The following is a 22,605-nucleotide window of genomic DNA, read 5'->3' on the forward strand; positions in this document are numbered from 1 at the left end:
GGAGGTGTGGGTAGGCTGAAGCCAGCAACAGAGCCGACGCCACGAGGAGTTACACATGACTGACATCAGGCCCGAGGACGAAGTCGTCAGAATCTGCCAGGAACTGATCCGGATCGACACCTCCAACTATGGAGACGGCTCCGGCCCGGGGGAGCGGGCGGCTGCCGAATACACTGCGGGCCTGATGACGGAGGTGGGACTGGACGCCGAAATCTTCGAGTCCGCCCCGGGCCGCGCCAGCGTGGTGACCCGGCTGGCCGGCGAGGACCCGTCTGCCAGCGCCTTGGTAGTCCACGGTCACCTGGATGTCGTCCCCGCACTCCGCGACCAGTGGTCGGTGGATCCCTTCGGCGCCGAACTCAAGGACGGTATGATCTGGGGCCGCGGCGCCGTGGACATGAAGGACATGGACGCCATGATCCTCGCCGTCCTCAGGAACTTTGCCCGCACCGGACGCAAGCCCAAACGGGACCTGATCTTCGCCTTCTTCGCCGATGAGGAAGCCGGCGGCACCTACGGCGCCCGCTACGCGATCGAGAAACGCCCTGAGCTCTTCGACGGCGCCACCGAGGCCATCTCCGAGGTGGGCGGCTTCTCCGCCACCATCGGGGGCCAGCGCACCTACCTGCTGCAGACCGCCGAGAAAGGCCTGTCCTGGCTCCGGCTGGTCGCCCACGGCCGCGCCGGGCACGGCTCCCAGATCAACACCGACAACGCCGTCACACGACTGGCCAGTGCAGTATCCCGCATCGGGGAATACCGCTGGCCGGTGGAGCTGACCCCCACCACCCGGCAGTTCCTCGACGGCGTGACGGAACTCACGGGGGTGGAATTCGATCCCGACGATCCCGACAAAATCCTCAAAGAGCTCGGCACGGTGGCCCGCTTCGTCGGCGCCACCCTGCAGAACACCACCAACCCCACCCTGCTTAAGGGCGGCTACAAGCACAACGTCATCCCCGAATCGGCGGAGGCCCTCATCGACTGCCGGACCCTGCCCGGCCAGGAGGAGCACGTCCTCGAGATCGTCCGCGAACTCGCCGGCACGGGCGTGGACGTCAGCTACGTCCACAACGACGTCTCCCTCGAGGTTCCGTTCGCCGGAAACCTCGTGGACTCCATGATCGACGCCCTGCACGCCGAGGACCCGGGAGCCAAGGTCCTGCCCTACACACTCTCCGGCGGCACGGACAACAAGTCCCTGAGCCGCCTGGGCATCACCGGCTACGGCTTCGCCCCGCTCCAGCTCCCGGACGAACTCGACTTCACCGGGATGTTCCACGGCGTGGACGAACGCGTCCCCACCGAATCCCTGAAATTCGGTGCACGCGTGCTGGACACCCTGCTCACCAACTACTAACGCCCGAAAGACACCATTGATGCGCCCCAAAAATGCCCAGCCCGATCTCTTGTCCGATGTCCTGCCGGATGACCTGCTCGCTCGGATCCGGGGGCGCGCGGCCGGCTACGACCGGGACAACGCCTTCTTCCAGGAGGATCTTGAGGAGCTGGCCGCGGCCGGCTATCTGAAGATCTTCGTGCCGGCGTCCGACGGCGGACTGGGACTCGGGCTCGCGGCGGCAGCGCAGCTGCAGCGCCGGCTGGCGACGGCGGCCCCGGCCACCGCGCTGGCGATCAACATGCACCTCGTGTGGACCGGCGTCGCGCATGTCCTGGCCGCCCGCGGCGACGCCTCGCTGGATTTCGTCCTCAAGGACGCCGCGCAGGGCGAAATCTTCGCGTTCGGCAACTCTGAGGCGGGGAACGACTCGGTGCTCTTCGACTCCCGCACCACGGCCGTTCCGGACGCCGGCGGCGGCTACGCGTTCACCGGCCGCAAGATTTTCACGAGCCTCTCGCCGGCGTGGACCCGGCTGGGGATTTTCGGCAAAGACACCTCGGCCGGCGACGGCGAAGGGCAGCTGGTCCACGGCTTCATCACCAGGGACACCCCCGGCTACGAGATCCTGGCCGACTGGGACACCCTAGGCATGCGCGCCAGCCAGTCGAACACCACCGTTCTGGACGGCGCAGTGGTCCCGGCCGCGCGGATTTTCCGGAAGCTGCCGGTCGGACCGAACGCGGATCCGTTGATCTTCGCCATCTTTGCCTGCTTCGAGACGCTGCTGGCCGCCGTGTACACGGGGATCGGCGAACGGGCCTTGACCCTTGGCGTAGAGGCCGTGAAGGGCCGGACTTCATTCAAGAACGACGGGCGCAGCTATGCCCAGGATCCGGACATCCGCTGGAAGGTGGCCGACGCGGCGATGGCGATGGACGCGCTGTATCCGCAGCTGTCGAGCGTCGCCTCCGACGTCGACGCACTGGCCGAACACGGCGCCCAGTGGTTCCCGAAGCTGGTGGGACTGAAGGTCAGTGCGACGGAGACGGCCCGCACCGTCGTGGACCTTGCCATTCGGGTGTCCGGGGGCTCCAGCTACTTCCGCGGCTCGGAACTGGAACGGCTGTACCGCGACGTGCTTGCGGGAATGTTCCACCCCTCGGACGACGAATCAGCGCACAACACAGTGGCCAACGCGTGGCTGGGACCCCTCGAGCGGAGCTAGACGGTCCTCTGGCCTCCAGACCCCTAAACGGTCCTTTGGCCTCCAGATCCCTAAATGGTCCTCTGGCCTCCAGAACCCTAAACGGTCCTTTGGACCTGGGTCACCCGGCGGCGCAGCCAGAAGCGGCGTCCGCCGCCCAAATACAGCACACTGCGTTCCAGTTCCCACTTGCCATACTCGGAGTGCTCCACCAGGCGGCGGCGCGCCTCGGGCAGGGAATCCTCAGGACTTACCGTCAGTACGAGGTACTCGTACTGCCTCACATAGTCCCGTTCCCGCCGGACTGAGCTGCTGAGAAAATGTTCCTTCATTGCTCTCCATTTTCTTCCTTTTCCGGCTAACGTGAAGTCATGAGCATCGATCCGCGTGTCGCGCTTCAGTCCCTGACGTCTGCCCTGGAAGAACACCTCGCCGCCGCGTCCGCGCGCCGGGGGGCCGGGGATCCGGCGGTCGAGGCAGCGTTCTTCGCCGTTGCTGATGCCTTTGAAGTCTACGACGACTCGCTCTACGAAGCGTACGGCGAAGTGACGCCGCTTGAAGTGATCGATGACGACAGCGACGAGGATGAGGACGAAGACGTCGACGACGAGGAAGACCTCGAAATCCTCCAGGACTGAGTCCGGCCGTGAGGCCGGCCAATACTCCCGCTCAGGCGGGGTTGGAGACGTCCTCCAGGGCCTGCGCGATCTGCGGCGGGAGCGGCGCCAGTGTTGCATCCATGATTTCCTTGAGCTGCACCGGCGTGCGCGCCCCCACGATCGCCGTCGCGACCCCCGGCTGCGACAGCAGCCAGCTCAGCGAAACGTCCAAAGACGTCCGTCCCAGGCCTTTTGCCGCCATCGCCACGGCCTCCACCACACTGGACGCCGCACCCTCGAGGTACGGTTCCACATAGCCGGCCATCCGCGCCTGCGCCGCCCGCGAATCCGCCGGGATATGGCCGCGGTACTTGCCGCTCAAGACCCCGCGCCCCAGCGGCCCCCATGCCATCAGGCCCAGGCCGGCGTCCTCCACGGCCGGGACCAGCTCAGTTTCGGGGGAGCGGTGCAGGAGGGAGTACTCCGACTGGTTCGCGACCAGCGGGAAACCCGCGACGGCGGCGGCCTTCGCCGTCTGCCAGCCGTTAAAGTTGGATACCCCCGCGTAGCGGGCGCGGCCTGAACGCACGGCGAACTCGAGCGCGGACAGGGTCTCCTCCAGCGGGACATTGGGGTCCCAGGCGTGCGCGAACCAGAGGTCCACGTAGTCGGTGCCGAGCCGGGCCAGGCTCGCGTCCAGGCCGGAGAGCATCCCGTTCCGGGAGGTGTCGACGCTGCGCCGGCCATCCGACGTCGCGAGTCCCGCTTTGGTGGAGATGACCACCTCGGAACGGGCGACGACGTCTCCGAGCATTCCGCCGAGCATCGCCTCCGCCTGGCCGTCGCCGTAGGACGCGGCCGTGTCGATCAGGGTTCCGCCGCCGTCCACAAAGGTCCGGAGCAGTGCCGAGGCATCCTGCTCATCGGTTTCCCGGGCCCAGGACATGGTGCCAAGGGAAACGGAGGACACACGCAACCCACTGTTGCCGACATAACGCTGCTGCATGTCAGCAAGCTTACGGGGATTCGGAATGCTTCATGACGTAGGGTCTATCTACGTGAACTGGTTTGAAGCGGCCTTTCTGGGCCTTGTGCAGGGACTGACAGAATTCCTCCCGATTTCCTCTAGCGCCCATCTGCGGATTGTTGGCTCCTTCCTCCCCAACGCGGCAGATCCCGGGGCCGCGTTTACCGCCATCACCCAGCTCGGCACGGAAACCGCCGTCGTGGTGTACTTCTGGCGCGACATTGTGCGGATCGTCAAAGCGTGGGCCGGTTCACTGACCGGCAAAGTCTCCCGGCAGCACCCGGACGCCCGGATGGGGTGGCTGGTAATCCTGGGCAGCCTGCCGATCATCGTCCTGGGGCTGCTGTTCCAGGACCAGATCGAATCCGTGCTCCGCAGCCTCTGGATCGTCGCCACCATGCTGATCGTCTTCGGCATGATCCTCGCCATCGCCGACGCCGTCGGACGCCAGGACCGCGACCTGACCCAGCTGACCTACAAGCACGGCATCCTGTACGGATTCGCGCAGGCCCTGGCCCTCATCCCGGGGGTCTCCCGCTCCGGCGGCACCATCACCGCAGGGCTGCTGATGGGCTACACCCGCGAAGCCGCCGCCCGCTACTCCTTCCTGCTCGCGATCCCGGCCGTGTTCGGCAGCGGCCTGTACCAGCTCTACAAGGTGGTCTCCCAGGATGGCGTCACCGGACCGTACAGCCTTCCGGAAACGGCCCTCGCTACGGCCGTTGCCTTCGTGGTGGGATACATCATCATCGGGTGGTTCCTGAAGTACGTCTCCACCCACAGCTACCGGCTTTTTGTCTGGTACCGGATTCTCCTGGGCCTGGCCCTGTACGTGCTCCTCGGTTTCAACGTCATCAGCGCCTAGCACTAGGCTTGGGTTGTGAAGTCCTGGATCTCCCGCCCCGTTCCCCAGCTCCCCGGCAGCATGCCTGCCCTCCGCCTCTTCGACACCACCAAGGGCAGAGTGGTCACCCTCGGCGCAACGGGCGAACAATCCATGTACGTCTGCGGAATCACCCCGTATGACGCCACCCATATGGGCCACGCGGCCAGCTACGTCGCCTTCGACCTGCTCAACCGCGCCTGGCGGGATGGCCGGCAGCAGGTCTCCTACGTGCAGAACGTCACCGACGTCGATGACCCCCTGCTGGAGCGCGCGACGGCGACCGGCGTGGACTGGCGCGACCTCGCCGCCAGTCAGATCGAACTCTTCCAGACGGACATGGAAGCCCTCAACGTCCTCGCCCCGGACCACTATGTGGGCGCCGTCGAAGCGGTACCGCTGATTGTGCCCGCGATCGAGCAGCTCGTGGAACGCGGCCTCGCGTACCGGGTGGCCGGCAGCGACGGTGAGCCCGACGGCGACGTCTATTACGACGTCGAGGCCGCCGGCAAGCACTCCGCCGAGGCCACCGACGCCTGGACCCTCGGCGCCATCTCCGGACTGTCCGACGCAGAGATGCTGGAGCTCTTCGCCGAGCGCGGAGGAGACCCCGGCCGCGCCGGCAAACGCCAGGCGCTGGATCCCCTGCTCTGGCGGGTGGCCCGCGCGGGCGAACCCAGCTGGCCCGGCGGCGACCTGGGGGAGGGCCGGCCCGGCTGGCACATCGAATGCACCGTCATTGCCCAGCAGTACCTGCCCGCCCCGTTCACGGTGCAGGGCGGCGGCTCGGACCTCATTTTCCCGCACCACGAGATGGGCGCCGGGCACGCCTACTCGCTGTCCGGCGTGCCCCTGGCCCAGCACTTCGCGCACGCCGGGATGGTGGGGCTCGACGGGGAAAAAATGAGCAAGTCCAAGGGAAACCTGGTCCTCGTCTCCAGACTCCGCGCCGCGGGCGAGGAACCGGCAGCGATCCGGCTGGCCATCCTGGCCCACCACTACCGCAGTGACTGGTCGTGGACCGAGGCCGGGTTCGCCGAGGCCAAAGAACGGCTCCGCACCTGGCGGGCAGCCCTCGCCGTGGCCCCCGCCGGCTCGGCTGCCGGGCTGGTGTCCCGGATGCGGGCGGAGCTGTCCAACGACCTGAACGCGCCCGGGGCCGTCGCCGCCGTCGATGAATGGGCCCGGACTGCCCTCGCGGACGGCCGCGCCGCGGCGGCCGACGCATCAGACGCCGCGCTGGTGAGCGACGCCGTCAACGCGCTGCTCGGGGTTGACCTCTAGAGGGTCGAACTCGAGAGGGTTGGCCTCCAGGGGGTTGACCTCTAAGGCTTGTCCTTGCCGCGGCGCTTGAGGTAGCGCTCGAATTCCCGGGCGATTGACTCACCGCTTGCCTCCGGGAGGTCAGCGGTGTCCTTCGCTTCCTCCAGCTGGCGGACGTAGGCCGCGATTTCAGGGTCTTCGGTGGCCAGCTCATCAACGCCGCGCTCCCACGCGTCCGCTTCCTCGACGAGTTCCTGCGTGTCGAGCGGAAGCTGCAGCAACTCCTCGATCCGGTGCAGCAGCGCCAGCTGCGCCTTGGGGGAGGGCGCCTGGGCGACGTAATGCGGCACGGCGGCCCAGAGCGAGACGGTGGGCAGCCCGGCCAGCAGCGCAACTTCGGCGAGCACCCCGACGATCCCCACGGGGCCCTCGTACTGCGATGCTTCAAGGTCCATCCGCTCACGCAGCGCAGGGTCATCGGTGGAGGAACTCACCGGAATGGGCCGGCTGTGCGGCACGTCGGCCAGGAGGGCACCGACCAGGATCACGTAGTCCACGTGGAGCGCCTCGGCATGGACCAGCAGCTCGGCGGTGTAGGCCCGCCACTTATAGGACGGCTCGGTGCCCTGGACGAAAATGACGTCCACGTTGGAATCGGGAACACTGGCTTTGAAGATCCGGGTTGAGGGCCATTTGATCTTCCGGTCACCGGCCGCCGTGCGGCGGATCGTGGGCCGGGTGAACTGGAAATCGTAGTATTCGTCGGCATCAATGGACCCGACCTTCTTGCCGCCCCAGAGCTTGTTCAAATAGCGCAGGGCATCACTCGCCGCTTCCCCGGCGTCGTTCCATCCTTCGAAGGCCGCGAGCAGCACCGTGACGCGCTGGCCCTCGGGTACGGGCTGCAGCAGCCGTTCCGGCTCGGGCACGTCGCCCGTTTCCGCGGGGTCTACCTCGAAGCTATTCATCCCTTCACCCTACGTCCAAGGACCCGGGCCACGCATGGAATGAAGCGCCGGGAATCGCAGACGCACTGGCGATATTCGCCGTGGGCGTAGTCACAGGCCCCTCTCAGGGCCGCCCCGTAGACTGGAAAGCATGCAATCCTCAGCTGCCCAGCCCCTCCTCAAAGCCGCTCTCTGGGACATGGATGGCACCATCGTCGACACGGAGCCGTACTGGATTGAGGCCGAACACGCCCTCGTCACCGCGCACGGCGGGCAGTGGTCCCATGAGAAGGCCATGCAGCTGGTGGGCCAGTCCCTTGTCTTCTCCGCGGGCATCCTGCAGGACGCCGGCGTCCGGCTCGAGCGCCGCGAGATCATCGATATCCTGACCGCCCATGTCATCAGCCAGGTCCGCACGTCCGTGCCGTGGCGGCCCGGCGCCCGTGAACTGCTGGAGGAACTCCACACTGCGGGTATCCGCTGTGTCCTCGTGACCATGTCCGAGGCGCCGCTGGCGCGGGAAATCGTCGCCAGCCTGCCCAAGCCCTACTTCGATTTCCTGGTCACCGGCGACACCGTCACCCAGGGCAAGCCGCACCCCGAGGCCTACCTGACGGCCGTGGAACTGCTGCAGGAGCAGGACCCGGAACTCGGCCTCCACCACTGCGTCGCCCTGGAGGACTCCGAACCGGGTGTGGCCGCCGCCGTCGCCTCCGGCGTGCTGACCGTCGCCATTCCGCACATCGTGCCGCTGCCGCACGACCCGCGCCGCGCCATGTGGGACACCCTGGAAGGGCGGACAGTGGCCGACCTTGAGGAGCTCGTCGCCCTGCGCCACGAGTTCCCGGACGCAACCTTCGGCCTGGCCCGCGCCGGGCAGGGCCCCGTCCATGACTGACACCGACACCCGCGGCCGCAGCGGTCAGGACCCCCAGAAACAGAGCCGGCGGGAGGGCATCCCGCTAGGCCGCATCGCCGGCATTCCGGTGATCCTGGCCTACTCGTGGTTCATCATTGCGGCGTTCACGGTGATCGTCTACGGCCCGGTGCTGCGGGCCAACAACCCTGAGCTGGGCCCCGGCGCCTACGCCGTGGCGTTCGCCTACGCCCTCCTGCTGCTGGTTTCGGTCCTCGCTCATGAGCTCGCGCACGCGCTGACCGCCAAAATCTACCGCTGGCCCAGCGAAAAGATCGTCCTCAACCTCTGGGGCGGGCACACCCAGTTCGAGAGCTTCACCGCCTCACCGGGCCGCTCCGTCATCGTCGCGATGGCCGGTCCGGCGGCGAACTTCGTCCTGGCCGCCGGGGGCTGGCTGCTGCTGACCGCCGGCGACCTCACGGGCGTTGCCGGGATCCTGACGAACATCTTCCTCTGGGCCAACCTGCTGATCGGCCTCTTCAACGTGCTCCCGGGGCTGCCGCTGGACGGCGGACGCCTGGTGGAGTCCGCCGTCTGGAAACTGACCGGCAGCCAGGAGAAGGGCACCGTGGCGGCGGGCTGGGGCGGCCGGATCATCGTGATTGGCCTCGTGGGCTGGTTTGTTGTCCTGCCCCTGCTCAGCGGCCGTGAGCCGGACACGTCACTGGTGCTCATCACAATCCTCGTCTGCGGCTTCCTGTGGATGGGGGCCAGCGCGTCGATCCGGCAGGCCCGGCTGCGGAGCCGGCTGCCGCTCGTGGAGGCCGGTGCCCTCGCCGAGCCCGCGGTGGGCCTGCCGGAGTCGGCCACCGTGGCCGACATGCTGGCCCTTGCGCCGGTCCCTGCCACCGGTGCGGTGCCCGCCGTCGTGCTGTACCGCCCGGACGGGCGGCCGGCCGCCGTGGTCGACGCCGGCGCGGTCGCCACGGTTCCCGCGGCAGCCACCGCCGCCACGCCCCTGACCGCCGTGTCCTACGCCCTCGGCGCGGGCGCTTACGTGCCCGAGTGGTCCAGGGGACAGGAGCTGATCCAGTACCTGGCCCAGCTCGAGGGCCTGGAATACGCCGTCGTGGACCGCGCCGGAACCGTCACCGGGCTGCTCCGGCAATCCGCTGTCCTGGGCGCCCTCACGGGCAAGGGTTCCGGCGGCGGCAAGCGGACGGACGGCCAAAGCCGGTAGAGTTACCTGCCGGTCGTGTATTTCCGGGTTCGAGCCCCGGACACGGACCGCCGGGCACGAGCCGCAGGACCGCCGGCACCATCCGCGGCCACACAGCTTCACAGGATTGAGGAACATTTTCATGAGCAGCGACACCGCCGCCGGCATCAGCCCGGACGACGCCGGTACAGCCGGCAGCGCAGCAACCACCACCGCCCCGGCGGCCGGCACCGCGAATGCCTCCGCCCCGGTCGGCGCGGCGCGCCGCCGCGGACCGTTCCGGGAAGGCGAGCGGGTGCAGCTGACCGATGAGCGCGGCCGTATGAACACGATCAGCCTCGAGGCCGGCGGGGCCTTCCACACGCACCGCGGTTTCCTGAACCACGACGAAATCATCGGCAAGCCGGACGGCTCCGTGGTGGTCAACAACGTCGGCCAGCAGTACCAGACGCTGCGCCCCCTGCTCTCGGACTTCGTCCTCTCGATGCCCCGCGGCGCAGCCGTCGTCTACCCCAAGGACGCCGGCCAGATCGTCACCATGGCGGACATCTTCCCCGGCGCACGCGTCGTGGAAGCCGGCGTCGGCTCCGGCGCACTGTCCATCTCGCTGCTCCGCGCGGTGGGGGACAACGGCTACCTGCACTCCTTCGAGCGGCGGGAGGAATTCGCCGACATCGCCCGCGGCAACGTCGAAACGATCTTCGGCGGCCCGCACCCGGCCTGGCAGATCTCCCTCGGCGACTTCCAGGAGGAAGTGGTCCGCACCGAAGAGCCCGGCTCCGTGGACCGTGTGGTGCTGGACATGCTGGCACCGTGGGAATGCCTGGACGCTGTCGCCACCGTACTGGCCCCGGGCGGCGTGTGGATCAACTACGTGGCCACCGTGACCCAGCTGTCCCGGACGGCGGAGGCCATCCGCGCCGACGGCCGCTTCACCGAACCCGACGCCTGGGAATCCATGGTCCGCGGCTGGCACCTCGAAGGCCTCGCCGTGCGCCCGGACCACCGGATGGTCGCGCACACCGGCTTCCTGCTGGTCACCCGGCGGCTCGCCGACGGCGTCACCGGCATCTCAGTCAAGCGCCGCCCGTCCAAGACCGACTTCAACGAAGAGGACGTTAATGCCTGGACGCCGGGGGCCGTGGGGGAGCGCGCCGTGTCCGACAAGAAGCTCCGCCGGGCCGCCCGGGACGCCATCGCCGGGACCAACGTCAAGGACGATCCGGATATTACGAAGTAGTCCGCATTTCGGAAGTCTTCAGCGGCACCCGGCTTCTTGGGGCTAATGTCTTAATAGAAGCGTAGGAAGGGGCTGATGCACGATGGAGACTCCGAATACCGATCCGGGCCGGACACCGGCAGAGGACGCGGCGGGACAGGCACAGGCCGGGGGCGACCGCCAGGGCGCCGGTGAACTGTCCGTGGCCGAGCGGCAGGTCAATATCCTCCGGGATAAACTCCGCCATATTGACCGCCAGCTCGCCGCCGCCACGCAGAACAACTCCAAGCTGGTCACCATGCTGGAGGCCGCCAAGCAGGAAATCCTCCGGCTGAAGAACGCCCTCGACCAGGAGGGCCAGCCGCCGTACAGCTTCGGCACGGTACTGCAGCTGAACCCGAAACGCCATCCCTCCGCCGGCAACGGCGGGCAGGCCGCCACCGAGGAATCGGTGGACATCTTCAACGCCGGCCGCAAAATGCGCGTCGGCATCAGCCCGCTGGTCAACATGAACCAGCTGGCTGTCGGCCAGGAGGTCCTCCTCAACGAGGCGCTGCTGGTGGTGGCCGGACTCGGCTACGAACGGGCCGGGGACCTGGTCACGCTGAAGGAAATGCTGGGCGGGGACCGTGCACTGGTGGTGGGCCGCGCGGACGAGGAACGGGTGGTCCGGCTCTCCGGCGCCCTGCTCGCGCAGAAGCTCCGGGTCGGGGACGCCCTCTCGATCGATTCCCGCACCGGCTACGCCCTCGAGAAGATCCCGCGCTCCGAGGTGGAAAACCTGGTCCTCGAAGAAGTGCCGGACATCACGTACCAGGACATCGGCGGGCTGGGACCGCAGATCGAACAGATCCGCGACGCCGTGGAACTGCCGTTCCTGCACCCGGACCTGTACCGCGAACACGGCCTCAAAGCGCCCAAGGGCATCCTGCTCTACGGCCCGCCGGGCTGCGGCAAAACGCTCATCGCCAAGGCCGTCGCCAACTCCCTCGCCGCCCGGGCCGCCGAACGCACCGGCAAAACGGACATGAAGAGCTACTTCCTGAACATCAAGGGCCCGGAACTGCTGGACAAATACGTCGGCGAGACCGAACGCCACATCCGGCTGATCTTTGCCCGCGCCCGGGAGAAGGCCTCCGAGGGCAGCCCCGTGGTGGTGTTCTTCGACGAAATGGACTCGCTGTTCCGCACCCGTGGCACCGGCATCTCCTCCGACGTCGAAACGACCATCGTCCCGCAGCTCCTCAGCGAGATCGACGGCGTGGAGCGGCTCGACAACGTGATCGTGATCGGCGCGTCCAACCGCGAGGACATGATCGACCCGGCGATCCTCCGGCCGGGCCGGCTGGACGTCAAGGTCAAGATCCACCGCCCCGACGCGGAAGCCGCCGCTGACATCTTCAACAAATACATCACGGCCGACCTGCCCTTCCACGAGTCCGACCTCGCCGAGCACCAGGGCGATGTCCAGGCCACGGTGGATGCGATGGTCCAGCGCACCGTGGAGGCCATGTACTCCACCGACAAGTCCAACGAATACCTCGAGGTCACCTACGCCAACGGCGACACCGAAATGCTCTACTTCAAGGACTTCAACTCCGGCGCCGTGGTCCAGAACGTCGTGGACCGGGCCAAGAAATACGCCATCAAGGACCTGCTGACGGTGGGCCAGAAGGGCATCCGGATCGACCACCTGCTGCGCGCGGTCGTCGACGAGTTCCGCGAGCACGAGGACATGCCCAACACCACCAACCCGGACGACTGGGCACGGATCTCGGGCAAGAAGGGCGAACGCATCACCTACATCCGCACCATCGTGCAGGGCAAGGCCGGGCAGGAACCCGGCAAGTCCATCGAGACGATGCCGAACACGGGCCAGTACCTGTGACGGCTGGTGTGTCCGGCAAGCCGGCCGGCGTGTCCGGCGGGCTGCCGGTCGGCGGCGCCATGCGGGTCATGGGCTCTGAGACGGAGTACGGCATTCATGCACCCTCCGCACCCGGGGCCAACGCCACCATGATGTCCGCCCGGGTGATCCAGGCCTACGCCCAGGTGACGAGGCAGCGCGCGGCCGGCGGAGCCGAAACCCGCTGGGACTACACCGACGAGGAGCCGCTGCACGACGCCCGCGGCTGGACGCTGGAACGCAGTCAGGCCGACCCCGACCAGCTGACCGACCAGCCTCCAGTCCTTGACGCCGAGGCTGTCGCCCTCGCCTATGGTCGGCAGGAACTTGAGGCCGACGGCGAGGACGAGTCCGGGACCCTCCTGATGAACATGGTCCTCGGCAACGGCGCCCGGCTGTACGTCGACCATGCCCACCCCGAGTACTCCAGCCCGGAAGTGACCAGCCCGCTCGACGCGGTCGCCTGGGATGCCGCCGGCGACCTCGTGGCCCTGGCCGCGGTGCGCCGGCTGGCGGCCGACCCTGAACTGCCGCCCATCAATCTTTACAAGAACAACACCGACAACAAGTCGGTCTCCTACGGCTCCCACGAGAACTACCTGATGCCGCGGAACGTCCCCTTCGGGGACATCGTCCGCGGGCTGACACCGTTCTTCGTCACCCGGCAGATTATCTGCGGCGCGGGCCGGGTGGGCATGAAACAGGACGGGTCACGCCCCGGGTACCAGATCAGCCAGCGGGCGGACTTTTTTGAGACCGAGGTCGGCCTCGAGACCACCATCCGGCGCCCCATCATCAACACCCGCGACGAACCCCATGCGACGGCGGACAAGTACCGGCGGCTGCACGTCATCATCGGCGACGCCAATCTCAGCCAGGCCTCCAACTACCTCAAATTCGGCGCCACCGCCATGGTGCTGAGCCTGATCGAGGCCGGCCTGGCCCCCAAGCTTGAAGTCCACGAGCCGGTCGCCGCACTGCAGGCCGTCAGCCATGACACCTCACTGACCGCCACCCTGCGGCTGCTCGACGGGCGGCGGATCACCGCCCTGGACCTCCAATGGATCTATTACGAAGCGGCCGCAAAGCATGCCCAGGACACCGGTGTCGCGGACGCCGTGGACGGGGACGGGCACACCCATCAGGTGCTGGAGCGCTGGTCGGCGACGCTGACGGAACTGGGCAGCGACCGCGCCGCCGCCGCGTCCTCCGTGGAGTGGCTCGCGAAGCTCTCCCTGCTGGAGGGCTACCGGGACCGTGACGGGCTGGACTGGGGCCACGCACGGCTGGGCCTTGTGGACCTGCAGTGGGCGGACATCAGGCCCGAAAAGGGGCTCTACTACCGCATGCTGGCACGGGACCGCATGCAGCGGCTGGTTGACGACGCCACGATCCAGCGGGCGGTCACCGAACCGCCGTCGGACACCCGGGCGTTCTTCCGCGGCCGCTGCATCAGCCGCTTCGGAGCCGACGTGGTCGGCGCCAGCTGGGACTCCGTCATCTTCGATGTGCCCGGCCGCGGCAGGCTGCAAAGGGTCCCCACCCGGGAGCCGCTGCGCGGAACCGAGGCCCTCACCGGCGGGCTCTTCGCCCGCCACCGGGAGGCCGGACCGTTCCTCTCCGAGCTGCTGGGACTCCCACCCGGTTCCTAGGAACAAAGCGCCCCGCAGAGCCCCCTGGCGTGGCAATATGGCTTACAGGAAGTCCCTCGCCACGAGGGACGGACAGAAGGAGAAAACAATGGCAGGCCAGGAGCAGCAGCAGCCGAAGTCGCGGGACACCGAGGTCGACGAGGACGTCCCCGCCGCCCCGCCGGCCCCCGCGGAGGGACAGGCGTCGGCCGCCACCCAGGGCGTCGATGATCTCCTCGATGAGATCGACGGAGTGCTGGAGTCCAATGCCGAAGAATTCGTTCGCGCGTTCGTCCAAAAGGGCGGCCAGTAGAACGGCCCGGGCACGGCGGCCCACGGGTTGCGCCGGGACAGGGCTGAGGGCCGGAAGTCGTTGATTCACTACGTTGAGGGAGTGCACCAGTGCAGGAAACCACAGCCAACCAGGTAGCAGCCAACGCCACGTCCTCCTTCACTGAACACCTGCAACGCCAGCGCCCCGACCTGCTGCCGTTCGGACGGCAGCTTCCGGCGGGCACCCCGGCTGCGGGCGCAGCACAGCCGCTGCAGGCGCCGCACGGGACCACGATCGTCGCCCTGAGCTATGCCGGCGGGGTCCTGATGGCGGGGGACCGGCGCGCCACCATGGGCAACGTCATCGCCAGCCGGCACATCGAGAAAGTCTTCCCGGCGGACCAGTATTCGGTGCTCGGCATCGCCGGCACGGCGGGCATCGCGTTGGATATCACCCGGCTGTTCCAGGTCGAACTCGAACACTACGAGAAGATCGAAGGGACGCTCCTGAGCCTTGACGGCAAGGCCAACCGGCTCGGCGCCATGATCCGCAGCAACCTGCCGATGGCGATGCAGGGCCTCGCGGTGGTCCCGCTGTTCGCAGGCTTCGACCGTCCCGCCGGTGTCGGGCGGCTCTTCTCCTACGACGTGACCGGCGGCCGGTACGAGGAGCAGGAGCACCACACCGTCGGGTCCGGCTCCATGTTCGCCCGCGGCGCGCTCAAGAAACTCTGGCGGCCCAACCTCTCCGAGCAGGACGCCGTCGCCGTCGCCGTCGAGGCGCTCTACGACGCCGCCGACGACGACTCCGCCACGGGCGGTCCCGACCCGATCCGGCAGCTCTGGCCGGTGGTTTACATCGTTAACCGAACCGGTGCCTTCCGGGTTCCGGAGCGCGAGCTCGCGGCACTGGCCGGCACCATCATCGAGTCCAGGGCCCTGGCCCAGCGGGAGGCCTGAGATGACCCAGCAGTTCTACGTATCGCCCGAACAACTGATGAAGGACCGCGCGGATTTCGCGCGGAAGGGGATCGCGCGCGGGCGCTCCGTGGTGGTCATCAGCTGCCGCGACGGGATCGCCCTCGTGGCCGAGAACCCGTCACCCTCGCTGCATAAAATCGGCGAGATCTACGACAAGATCGCGTTCGCGGCCGTGGGCAAGTACAACGAATTCGAGAGCCTCCGCCAGGCCGGGGTGCGCTACGCCGACGTGCGCGGCTATTCCTACGACCGGGAGGACGTCACGGCGAGGGGCCTCGCCAGCGTTTACGCGCAAAGCCTGGGGGCGGTGTTCACAGCGGAACAGAAGCCCTTCGAAGTGGAACTGGCCGTGGCCGAGGTGGGGGCCTCCCCGGAAGAGGATCACCTCTACCGGCTGACTTTCGACGGGTCGATTGCCGACGAGAACGGCTTCATCGTGATGGGCGGCCAGGCGGACAAGGTCTCCGAGGCCGTCGCAGCAGGCTGGCAGGGCGAACTCGACTTCGCCGGCGCCATCAGGCTGGCCCTGGCCGGTCTCGTCGCGGACAAGGAAACCACCACGCTGCCGGCGTCGGCAGTGGAGGTGGCCGTCCTGGACCGCGGCTCGGAAAGCAGCCGCGGCACCCGCCGCGCCTTCCGCAGGCTTGAGGACGCAGACATCACGGCATTGCTGGCTGAGGAGAACTGAGATGGACAAGCGCATTTTCGGCATCGAGACCGAGTTCGGGATTTCCTATTCAAGCCCGGAGTCCCGTCCGCTGGCCCCCGAAGAGGTGGCCCGCTACCTGTTCCGCAAGGTGGTGAGCTGGGGGAGGTCCTCGAACGTGTTCCTGACCAACGGGTCGAGGCTGTACCTCGACGTCGGGTCCCACCCGGAGTACGCCACCGCGGAGTGTGACGACCTGGCCCAGCTGATCGCGCACGACCGTGCCGGGGAGCTGATCCTGGACGACCTCGTCGACGAGGCGCAGGAACGGCTCGCGGCGGAGGGCTTCAACGGCACCGTCTACCTGTTCAAGAACAACACCGACTCCGCCGGGAACTCCTACGGCAGCCATGAGAACTACCTCATCCCGCGGCGCGGGGAATTCTCCCGGCTTGCCGAGATCCTGATCCCGTTCCTCGTGACGCGGCAGCTGATCGCGGGCGCCGGCAAGATCCTCAAGACCCCCCACGGGGCCACGTTCGCGTTCTCCCAGCGCGCCGACCACATCTGGGAAGGCGTCTCGTCCGCCACGACGAGGTCCCGCCCGATCATCAACACCCGTGACGAGCCGCACGCCGACGCCGAGTTCTACCGTCGGCTGCACGTGATCGTGGGCGACTCCAACATGTCCGAGACCACGGCGCTGCTCAAGGTGGGGACCGTTGACCTGATCCTGCGGATGATTGAGGCCGGGGTCATCATGCGCGACATGCGGATGGAGAACCCCATCCGCAGCATCCGCGAAATCTCCCATGACCTCAGCGGACGCGCCCTGGTGCGGCTCGCCAACGGCCGGCAGCTCACCGCCCTGGAAATCCAGCGCGAATACCTGGGCAAGGTCACGGCCTTCGTCGCGGAGCAGGGCGCCCACAACGCCCACGTGCCGCTCATCCTGGACCTGTGGGAACGCACGCTCGACGCGATCGAAAGCGGTGACACCAGCAAGATCGACACCGAAGTGGACTGGGCCATCAAGAAGAAGCTCATGGACAACTACCGCGCCCGGCACAACCTTGGCCTCGACGCGCCCCGGATCGCGCAACTGGACCTGACGTACCACGACATCTCGCGGACCCGAGGCCTGTACTACCTGCTGCAGTCCCGCGGTGCCGTGCGCCGCGTGGTGGACGACACCGCGGTCAAGGACGCGGTGGACGCCCCGCCGCAGACCACCCGGGCCAAGCTCCGCGGCGACTTCGTCCGCCGGGCGCAGGAACTCGGGCGGGACTACACCGTGGACTGGGTGCATCTGAAGCTCAACGACCGCGCCCACCAGACCCTGTTGTGCAAGGATCCGTTCCGCAGCGTCGACGATCGTGTGGATGCCCTGCTGAACTCTATGGGCTGATACCCAGCTTTCCGCGTTATTCTGAAAGGGTGCCGTTCGCGGCCACGCTTGCTTTGCCGCTGGCACATGCCCGGCGAGGCGTCCATCCTGCCCCGACGAAAGTTCTTAAGTGCGCCGACTACTAGCAATTCTTCTTCCCGGACTGCTGCTGCTGACCGCCTGCGGCGGCGGCGAACCAGCCGCCCCGGAACCCACCAGCCAGTCCGCCGGCGAGACCGCCAAGCTGGACTCCCTCAAGCTGACGGAGAACGGCGACAAGAAGGCCCCCGGTGTTGAATTCACCAAGCCCCTCGACGTCAAGGAACCCACCGTCAAGGTGGTCACCGAGGGCGACGGAGACCGGGTCAAGGCCAACCAGATCGCCGGGATTTCCATTGTCGCCCTGAGCGGCAAGGACGGCTCCACCCTGGAGGACACGTTCCCTGAGGACCCGCAGGATCTCGAACTCAACGAGGCACTCAAGACCGAGAGCCCCGTCATCTACAACGCCTTCGTCGGCTCGAAGATCGGTTCCCACCTCGCCCTGGCCGTTCCCGGCCAGGCAGCGGCTGAGGGCGCCGAGACCCAGCCCACGCAGCTCCTCGTCGTCAAGGTCATCTCGGCCAAGGACGCTCCCAAGGTGCTGGACAAGCCCGAGGGCGAAACCGTGACGCCGCCGGCAGGCCTGCCGACCGTCAAGGAAAACGACAAGGGCGTCCCGGAGATCTCCGTCAAGGGCGTAGCCGCCCCGAAGGCCCTGGTCTCCCAGGACCTCATCAAGGGCACCGGCCCTGAGGTCAAGGCGACCGACACCCTCACCGTGAACTACGTCGGTGTGGCACTGTCCAGCGGCAAGGTCTTCGACTCCAGCTTCGACCGCGGCGAGAAGACCTCATTCCCGCTCACCGGCGTCATCAAGGGCTGGACCCAGGGCCTGACCGGAAAGACGGTCGGCTCCCGCGTCCTCCTGGTCATTCCCCAGGACCTCGCCTACGGCGCGAAGGGCCAGGGCGAGGCTAAGGGCGACCTCGTCTTCGTCGTCGACATCCTCGGCGTCAAGTAACACCACACCTCACCACAAGCCACGCTAGAAGGAGTAACCATGTCATTTGGACAGCGCAACCTGGACCGCCAGAAGCCGGAAATCGATTTCCCCGAAGGCGACGTGCCCACCGAACTGGTCATCACCGACCTCATCGAGGGCGACGGCGCCGAAGCCAAGGCAGGCGACACCGTCTCCACCCACTACGTCGGCGTGGCCTGGTCCACCGGCGAAGAGTTCGACGCCTCCTGGGGCCGCGGCGCACCGCTCGACTTCCGGGTCGGCGTCGGCCAGGTCATCCAGGGCTGGGACCAGGGCCTGCTGGGCATGAAGGTCGGCGGCCGCCGCCGGCTCGAAATCCCGTCCGAGCTCGCCTACGGCTCCCGCGGCGCGGGCGGGGCAATCGGCCCCAACGAGGCCCTGATCTTCGTCGTCGACCTCGTCGCCGTCCGCTAAACAGTTGGCATCGGTCGACTGAATCAGCAGGCTGAATAAGCTGCTGACATGCGCAAGCGCGGTAACAATCGGAAAAGTTCTTCCGGCTGTTACCGCGCTTTTGTCAGTTTGGGGCAGGGACTTTAGTACCCTTGCGGGGTGTCAGCCTCACGTACAGAACGCCTCCTGAACCTGCTCATCGCCCTGCTCAACACCACCTACGGCCTGCGCCGCAGCGAGCTGCGGGACAAGGTCTACCACGACACCACCAGCACGGACGTGGCCTTCGGCCGGATGTTCGAACGCGACAAGGGCGAACTGCGGCACTTCGGCTTCGACGTCGAGACCGTCACGGACAAAGGCTGGGGATCGGATGACCCCGCAACCACGCGCTACCGCATCGGCAAGGAATCCAACCGGCTTCCGGACGTGAGCCTCACCCCGGCCGAATGCACCGTGCTCATCCTCGCGGCCCAACTGTGGGAGCACGCGGCGCTCGGATCGGCGGCCGTCAATGCTGTCCGCAAGCTGCAGGCCTCCGGGGAACTCGTCGACGCCGAACTCCCTCCCGGAGTCCAGCCGCGGATCCGTCCCGCCGGCCAGGCCTTCGAGGACCTTGTGGCCGCCATGCACGCGCAGCACCCCGTTACTTTCTCCTACCTCGCCGGCAGTACCGGCAAGGAAGAGGAGCGGCTGGTGGAACCGTGGGGCCTCGGCAGCCGCTTCGGCCAGTGGTACCTCGTGGCCAGGGACAGGAACCGCGGGGACAAGCGCTTCTTCCGCCTCTCCCGCCTCACGTCCGCCGTGACCGTCCTCGAGAAGGAGAGCTTCACCCCGCCGGTGGACTTCAACATGCGCGCCGAGCTGGCCGGACTGGCAGAGCTGCCGGTCAGGACCGCCGTCGTCGACGTCCAGTCCGGCAGGCTGCACGGGCTCCGCAGACGCGCCCTGCCCGACCCCGTACCGGAAGCGGGCGCCGGGCTACCCGAAGCCGGCCGCGACCGCCTCAGCGTGCCGTACCGCGACGCCGAGACCCTCGCCGAGGAACTCGCCTCCTACGGACCCCGGGTCCGCGTAGTGTCCCCGCCTGAACTCCTCACCTCCGTGCGCCGCCGCCTGGCGGCCGCCGCAGACTTCGCCTCGGCACCCGCCCCGCCGGTCGCTTTCACCGCGGGCTCCCCGCAGCCGTCGTTGCCTGCCGGGGCCGCACCCCGGCGTGGCCGCAAACGCACCTCGGAGGACCAGCTGGCCCGGATGCTGCAGCTGGTACCGTTCCTGGTCCACAACCAGGGCCTCCACATCAGCGAAGTGGCGGCGAAATTCGGCATCACCCGCCAGGAGCTGGAAGCGGACCTGCGGATCCTGATCTGTTCCGGGCTGCCCGAGGGCTACCCGGACGACCTGCTGGACATCCAGTGGGACGACGACCACGTCACCATCACCGAGGATCTCGACCTGAAGCGGCCGGTCCGCTTCACGGTCGAGGAGGCCTGCGCCCTGCTGACCGGGCTGGAGACCCTCAACGGCCTGCCGGAACTGGCAGAAGGAGGCACGCTGGAATCCGTCACGCTCAAGCTCATGGCGGCCGCGGGGGAGGAAGGACTCAAGGCGGCGGCCCTTTCCGCACCGGAGGTGGGGCCGGGCAACGCCGCGGCCCTGGAAACCGCGCGGGAAGCCATCCGGAGCGGCACCCGGCTGCGGCTGCGCTACTTCTCTCCGCTCCGGGATTCCGTCTCCGAACGGAACATTGACCCGCTGCGGCTCTATTCGCTGGACAACACGTGGTACCTCGAGGCGTACTGCCATTCCGCGCAGGGCCTGCGCAACTTCCGGTTGGACCGGATCGAGGCCTTGGAATCCACGGGGCTGCCCGTCTCGGAATCGGCGAAGCCCGGTGACAGTTTCCCCGTGAAGCTCTTCACCCCCAACGACGACGACGCGGTGGTGGTGGTTGAACTCACCCGGCGCGGAGCGGGCCTCGCCGATGAGTACTACGCGGAGCGGACGGCCCCGCTGCCTGACGGCGGGCTGCTGGCCGAAATCCGCTTCGGCAGCACCGACTGGCTGCCCATGTTCGTGGCCCAGCACGGTGGGGCGGCGCGGATCCTGCACCCCGAAGAGCTGGCGGAAGCCTCCCGCGAATGGCTGTCCGCCGCCCTGGCCCAATATGAAGACTAGCCGCGACGGCGGCTAGACTACTCAGCATGCCTTGGTGGTCCTGGATCGTGATCTGGATAGCGCTCGTCGCGCTATCGCTGTTGTTCTTCGTTGTGCTCGGAGCCCGGTTGTTCCGGCAGTTCATGGCCACGGTCAAGGAACTTGATGCTGCGGGGGAGCGGTTCTCCGCTTTCCCGTCGGCACCCGGCCACGCCGAAAACCCGGGAACCGGCGGCAGCGACGGACCTGCGGACAGCGGTTCGCTGCCGGAACCCGGATCCGCCGTTTTCGCCTCGCCGGTCCAGATGGGGCATGATTATCGCGCATCCAAGCACGCCCGTCAGGAAGCCCGCCGCCAGCGGCGCATCCAGCGCAAGGCGGACCGCGGCCAGCCCCAGCGGCTGCGCGACATCGAATTCAGATAGACATAGACGTAGGATGTATTTCAACGAAAGGACCTCTTGTTATGAGGCTTGAAGGCTGGCATCTCATCATCATCATCGTTCTGGCATTGGTGCTTTTTGCTGCACCGAAGCTGCCCGGCATGGCCCGGAGCCTTGGCCAGTCGATGCGCATTTTCAAGTCAGAGGTCCGGGAAATGAAGAAGGACGGCGCCGCGGACGCCACTGACGGTTCCGAGCCGGTCGAAGGCAGAGTCGTGAACCACCCGAAGTCCGCCGGCACGGAACACCGCGCCGGAGACGGAACCGACGTTCCGCCGCCGAACCGCGCCTAACACCGCGTGGCAGTAACCATGAGCCGCCGGTCGAACCCCGAGGGGAGGATGGCGCTCCTCGACCACCTGAAGGAACTGCGGAACCGCCTCTTCAAGTCCGCGATCGCCGTCGTCCTCGGTACCGTCGTCGGGTTCCTTGTCTACCAGCCGATGCTTGAGGCGCTGATCAAGCCGATCAGGGACCTCAACGAACACGAGGGCCGTCAGGCAACGCTCAACTTCGACGGCGTGGCGAGCTCCTTTGACCTGATGATCCAGGTCTCGGTCTTTCTTGGCCTGATCATCGCCAGTCCGGTCTGGCTGTATCAGCTGTGGGCTTTCATCGTCCCCGGCCTGCACAAAAAGGAACGGCGCCTCGCGCTGTCCTTCGTGGCTGCCGCCGTCCCGTTGTTTGTGGGCGGCGTCCTGCTGGCCTGGCTGGTGCTTCCAAACGCTGTCCGGGTACTGACCGACTTCACGCCTTCAGGCGGCTCCAACTTCATCAGCGCCCAGGTGTACCTCTCCTTCGTGCTGCGGCTCCTGCTGGCCTTCGGCATCGCCTTCCTGCTGCCGGTGGTCCTCGTGGGGCTCAACCTCGCGGGCATCATCAAAGGCAAGCAGCTCGTCAAGAGCTGGCGCATCACCGTCTTCCTGGTCTGCCTCTTCGCGGCCATGGCCGCCCCCGGAGCCGATGCGATGAGCATGTTCTACCTCGCCGGGCCCATGCTGCTTCTCTTCTTCGCCGCCATCGGCCTCTGCTTGCTCAACGACCGCCGCCGCGAACGGCGCGCCGTCAAACGCGCCGCCGAGACCGAAGCGACCGCGGGCCAGGCGACTCCCAGCTCCGAGCTGGAGAATCTGTAGCCCGCG

Annotated in this window: 23 protein-coding genes; 20 read left to right on the forward strand and 3 right to left on the reverse strand. The window is 67.5% G+C overall.

All coding sequences use genetic code 11. The features are described 5' to 3' along the window. Positions 1–55 precede the first annotated feature (55 nt). Both FS787_RS01140 and FS787_RS01145 read left to right on the forward strand, forming a co-directional pair. The gene (locus tag FS787_RS01140; RefSeq protein ID WP_056429397.1) at positions 56–1,360 is read left to right on the forward strand and encodes a M20/M25/M40 family metallo-hydrolase; all 1,305 of its coding nucleotides are present in this window, start codon (positions 56–58) and stop codon (positions 1,358–1,360) included. 19 nt (positions 1,361–1,379) lie between these two features. After that, positions 1,380–2,567 carry an acyl-CoA dehydrogenase family protein gene (locus tag FS787_RS01145; protein WP_144670304.1) on the forward strand — a complete coding sequence of 396 codons (1,188 nt, stop codon included), beginning with the start codon at positions 1,380–1,382 and terminating at the stop codon, positions 2,565–2,567. Between the two features lie 77 nt (positions 2,568–2,644). Here FS787_RS01145 and FS787_RS01150 read toward each other — a convergent pair whose 3' ends face one another. Next, entirely contained in the window at positions 2,645–2,878 is a 234-nt protein-coding gene (locus FS787_RS01150) for a DUF5703 family protein (RefSeq protein WP_024366712.1), read from the reverse strand. A 39-nt stretch (positions 2,879–2,917) separates the two neighbouring features. On the opposite strand from FS787_RS01150, the gene FS787_RS01155 reads away from it, so the two are divergent. Next, the gene (locus FS787_RS01155; protein ID WP_056429402.1) at positions 2,918–3,184 is read left to right on the forward strand and encodes a hypothetical protein; all 267 of its coding nucleotides are present in this window, start codon (positions 2,918–2,920) and stop codon (positions 3,182–3,184) included. A gap of 31 nt (positions 3,185–3,215) precedes the next feature. On the opposite strand, the gene FS787_RS01160 is transcribed toward FS787_RS01155, so the two are convergent. After that, complete coding sequence (locus FS787_RS01160; protein WP_144670306.1) at positions 3,216–4,151, reverse strand: aldo/keto reductase; 936 nt, start codon at positions 4,149–4,151, stop codon at positions 3,216–3,218. 52 nt (positions 4,152–4,203) lie between these two features. Here FS787_RS01160 and FS787_RS01165 point away from each other — a divergent pair, with 52 nt between their 5' ends. Continuing rightward, positions 4,204–5,037 (forward strand): undecaprenyl-diphosphate phosphatase, encoded by an 834-nt coding sequence (locus FS787_RS01165; protein WP_144670309.1) that lies wholly within the window; start codon positions 4,204–4,206, stop codon positions 5,035–5,037. A 15-nt stretch (positions 5,038–5,052) separates the two neighbouring features. Further along, positions 5,053–6,339 carry a cysteine--1-D-myo-inosityl 2-amino-2-deoxy-alpha-D-glucopyranoside ligase gene (gene mshC, locus FS787_RS01170; RefSeq protein ID WP_144670311.1) on the forward strand — a complete coding sequence of 429 codons (1,287 nt, stop codon included), beginning with the start codon at positions 5,053–5,055 and terminating at the stop codon, positions 6,337–6,339. A gap of 41 nt (positions 6,340–6,380) precedes the next feature. Here the strand turns inward: mshC and FS787_RS01175 are convergent, their stop codons facing one another. Continuing rightward, a complete protein-coding gene (locus FS787_RS01175) occupies positions 6,381–7,286 on the reverse strand; it encodes a PAC2 family protein (RefSeq protein ID WP_144670313.1) in 906 nt (301 codons plus the stop codon). 130 nt (positions 7,287–7,416) lie between these two features. On the opposite strand from FS787_RS01175, the gene FS787_RS01180 reads away from it, so the two are divergent. The 15 genes from FS787_RS01180 to tatC all read left to right on the forward strand — a co-directional run bounded on the left by FS787_RS01180 (position 7,417) and on the right by tatC (position 22,599). Next, positions 7,417–8,163, forward strand: a complete 747-nt coding sequence (locus FS787_RS01180) for an HAD family phosphatase (protein ID WP_144670315.1) — start codon at positions 7,417–7,419, stop codon at positions 8,161–8,163. After that, positions 8,156–9,364 carry a site-2 protease family protein gene (locus FS787_RS01185; protein WP_144670317.1) on the forward strand — a complete coding sequence of 403 codons (1,209 nt, stop codon included), beginning with the start codon at positions 8,156–8,158 and terminating at the stop codon, positions 9,362–9,364. Before FS787_RS01180 ends, FS787_RS01185 begins: the two co-directional genes overlap by 8 nt. 121 nt (positions 9,365–9,485) lie before the next feature. Next, complete coding sequence (locus FS787_RS01190; protein ID WP_144670319.1) at positions 9,486–10,583, forward strand: tRNA (adenine-N1)-methyltransferase; 1,098 nt, start codon at positions 9,486–9,488, stop codon at positions 10,581–10,583. Between the two features lie 82 nt (positions 10,584–10,665). After that, complete coding sequence (gene arc, locus FS787_RS01195) at positions 10,666–12,450, forward strand: proteasome ATPase (protein WP_144670321.1); 1,785 nt, start codon at positions 10,666–10,668, stop codon at positions 12,448–12,450. Continuing rightward, a complete protein-coding gene (dop, locus tag FS787_RS01200) occupies positions 12,447–14,120 on the forward strand; it encodes a depupylase/deamidase Dop (RefSeq protein ID WP_144670323.1) in 1,674 nt (557 codons plus the stop codon). Before arc ends, dop begins: the two co-directional genes overlap by 4 nt. Before the next feature lie 88 nt (positions 14,121–14,208). Beyond that, positions 14,209–14,412 (forward strand): ubiquitin-like protein Pup, encoded by a 204-nt coding sequence (locus FS787_RS01205; protein ID WP_056429993.1) that lies wholly within the window; start codon positions 14,209–14,211, stop codon positions 14,410–14,412. Positions 14,413–14,501: 89 nt separating this feature from the next. Then, a complete protein-coding gene (prcB, locus tag FS787_RS01210; protein WP_144670325.1) occupies positions 14,502–15,332 on the forward strand; it encodes a proteasome subunit beta in 831 nt (276 codons plus the stop codon). 1 nt (position 15,333) lies between these two features. Next, entirely contained in the window at positions 15,334–16,041 is a 708-nt protein-coding gene (gene prcA / locus FS787_RS01215; protein WP_144670327.1) for a proteasome subunit alpha, read from the forward strand. A 1-nt stretch (position 16,042) separates the two neighbouring features. Further along, positions 16,043–17,407: a Pup--protein ligase gene (gene pafA, locus FS787_RS01220; RefSeq protein WP_144670329.1), complete on the forward strand. Its 1,365-nt coding sequence runs from the start codon at positions 16,043–16,045 to the stop codon at positions 17,405–17,407. 109 nt (positions 17,408–17,516) lie between these two features. Further along, positions 17,517–18,449, forward strand: coding sequence for an FKBP-type peptidyl-prolyl cis-trans isomerase (locus FS787_RS01225; protein ID WP_144670331.1), 933 nt, complete (start codon positions 17,517–17,519; stop codon positions 18,447–18,449). 39 nt (positions 18,450–18,488) lie between these two features. Beyond that, entirely contained in the window at positions 18,489–18,884 is a 396-nt protein-coding gene (locus FS787_RS01230; RefSeq protein WP_056429429.1) for an FKBP-type peptidyl-prolyl cis-trans isomerase, read from the forward strand. Positions 18,885–19,022: 138 nt separating this feature from the next. After that, entirely contained in the window at positions 19,023–21,041 is a 2,019-nt protein-coding gene (locus tag FS787_RS01235) for a YafY family protein (protein ID WP_144670333.1), read from the forward strand. A 26-nt stretch (positions 21,042–21,067) separates the two neighbouring features. Next, positions 21,068–21,445 (forward strand): hypothetical protein, encoded by a 378-nt coding sequence (locus tag FS787_RS01240; protein WP_144670335.1) that lies wholly within the window; start codon positions 21,068–21,070, stop codon positions 21,443–21,445. A gap of 41 nt (positions 21,446–21,486) precedes the next feature. Next, positions 21,487–21,756: a Sec-independent protein translocase subunit TatA gene (tatA, locus tag FS787_RS01245; RefSeq protein WP_144670338.1), complete on the forward strand. Its 270-nt coding sequence runs from the start codon at positions 21,487–21,489 to the stop codon at positions 21,754–21,756. A gap of 48 nt (positions 21,757–21,804) precedes the next feature. Next, a complete protein-coding gene (tatC, locus tag FS787_RS01250) occupies positions 21,805–22,599 on the forward strand; it encodes a twin-arginine translocase subunit TatC (protein ID WP_186329124.1) in 795 nt (264 codons plus the stop codon). Positions 22,600–22,605: the final 6 nt, after the last annotated feature.

Origin of the sequence: Arthrobacter sp. U41 (assembly GCF_007679325.1) — a bacterium.
In the GTDB taxonomy this organism is placed as follows: domain Bacteria; phylum Actinomycetota; class Actinomycetes; order Actinomycetales; family Micrococcaceae; genus Arthrobacter.